This is a genomic window from Amycolatopsis sp. SID8362 (assembly GCF_010550475.1).
Lineage (GTDB): Bacteria > Actinomycetota > Actinomycetes > Mycobacteriales > Pseudonocardiaceae > Amycolatopsis > Amycolatopsis eburnea.
Genome location: NZ_JAAGNB010000987.1, coordinates 1 through 1,561 on the forward strand (window position 1 = coordinate 1; position 1,561 = coordinate 1,561).

3 protein-coding genes and 1 pseudogene are annotated in these 1,561 nt (G+C 71.4%); 2 read left to right on the forward strand and 2 right to left on the reverse strand.

All coding sequences use genetic code 11. From position 1 onward, the window contains the following. Window positions 1-336: pseudogene (locus tag G3I65_RS30920) on the reverse strand (hypothetical protein); the annotation flags it as partial. Between the two features lie 124 nt (window positions 337-460). Here G3I65_RS30920 and G3I65_RS30925 point away from each other — a divergent pair. Next, on the forward strand, window positions 461-766 hold the full coding sequence (locus tag G3I65_RS30925; RefSeq protein WP_086865104.1) for a hypothetical protein: 306 nt from the start codon (window positions 461-463) through the stop codon (window positions 764-766). A gap of 3 nt (window positions 767-769) precedes the next feature. Here the strand turns inward: G3I65_RS30925 and G3I65_RS30930 are convergent, their stop codons facing one another. Beyond that, entirely contained in the window at window positions 770-1,219 is a 450-nt protein-coding gene (locus G3I65_RS30930) for a nuclear transport factor 2 family protein (RefSeq protein WP_160699236.1), read from the reverse strand. Between the two features lie 86 nt (window positions 1,220-1,305). Here G3I65_RS30930 and G3I65_RS30935 point away from each other — a divergent pair. Continuing rightward, window positions 1,306-1,561: LysR family transcriptional regulator (locus G3I65_RS30935; protein ID WP_160699237.1), on the forward strand; the 256-nt coding region annotated here is incomplete at its 3' end.

Genomic DNA, 1,561 nt, shown 5'->3' on the forward strand with positions numbered 1-1,561 from the left:
GGCCGCCGCTCCCCCGCCGCCGGCCTGGGCCTGGCCGCCGCCGTAGGCCTGCGCGACGTCGGAGTCGGCCGCGTTGTAGCGGTTCGCGGCCGTCTGGACGTTCTGGTTGACGTTCGTGATCAGGCTCAGGAACTTCTGCAGCGCGCTGCCCAGCGAGGAGTGCAGCGCCGAGTTCGCCGCGGCCACCCCGCTCCCGATCCCGGCGAACGACAACGCGTCGAGCACCAGGCCCTCCAGGTCACGGGTCACCGAATGGAAGGACGACCCGACTTCCTCGACCGCCTTGGCGACCGTCCCCATTTCCGTGGTTTCGGCGCGGTAGGCCCCGGCACTCATGGTCTGCTCCTTCCGGACACCTGCTGTGCGGATCGAGAATTACGCACCGCGCGGGCGGGCCCAACGGCCGAATTACCCACTGCGCTACCGGCGGGAGTGCCCACTCCGGCGCTAGATTGGGCAGATGACCACACCCGACGGCGACCCGAACGTCCTGGACGGCGAGATCGTCGACGAAACCCCCACCGCCGCGATCGCGGTGCCCTCGCCGCCGCTGCCGGAGCCGGACTACAGCGAGGGCGGCGTGCCCAGCTTCGACTTCGTGCGCGACAAGATCGAGAACCGGTACACGACGTCGGTCGGCGCCACCGAGGTCGCGGGGCTCGGCACCGAGCACACGGCGGACGCCCTCGACAAGCAGATCGCCGACCGCGACCAGGCGGCCAAGGACCGGCTGGCCGAGATCCGCCGGTCGATGCGCGGCGAGTAGCGCTCAGCCGAAGATGGCCACCGGGTCACCGGTGTACCAGGCGTTCTCGATGACCACCCGGCGCAGCACCCAGCGGTCGCCGTCGCGGACCAGGTCGGTGTCGTAGCGGTTCTTGAGCAGCGCGTGCGTGCCGTGGTCGGCGCTGAGCAGGTGCTGGGCCTCGACCAGCGCCGTGAGGTGCGCGGTGTCGCCGTCGACGCTGACGCGCGGGTTCGTGACCTGGTGCGTCGTGTCGACGCGCCCGTCGAACAGCGCGAGGATCGTGTCGACGATCGCGTCCCGGCCGGTCATCAGCGGCGGCTCCGCGCCCCACTTGGCGGCCGCGGGCCGGAAGTCCAGCACGGCGTCTTCGGCGAACGAGGACGCGAACAGCTCGCGGTCCTTGAGGTCCTGGCCGAGGCCGAAGCGGTAGAGCGCGTCGACGATCTCGTGCCGGTCGGTTGCGGTGATCATGCCCTCAAGGCTGGCGCGGCCCGGGCAGCCGATCAACGCGGTTGTGTGCCACGATCGTTAAGCGAGAGTTGACGATGGGGGCGGGCATGCCGGAGTGGCGCGAGCTGGAGACGTTCCTGACGCTGGCCGGCGAGCTGCACTTCGGCCGCACGGCGGAGCGGCTGCACGTCTCGACCGCGCAGGTCAGCCAGACGATCCGCAAGCTCGAACGGCGGATCGGCGTGCCGCTGTTCACCCGGACCAGCCGCCGCGTGGCGCTGACGCCGGTGGGCCGCCGGCTCGTCGCCGACCTCACACCGCCCTTCGCGGCGGTCGGCGCGGCGCTGGACCGGGCGATCGAGG

What these genes read in the sequence shown, in the direction of transcription:
- G3I65_RS30930 (WP_160699236.1), bottom strand. Translation starts at nt 1,219, where the DNA reads ATGATCACCGCAACCGACCGGCACGAGATCGTCGACGCGCTCTACCGC.
- G3I65_RS30925 (WP_086865104.1), top strand. Translation starts at nt 461, where the DNA reads ATGACCACACCCGACGGCGACCCGAACGTCCTGGACGGCGAGATCGTC.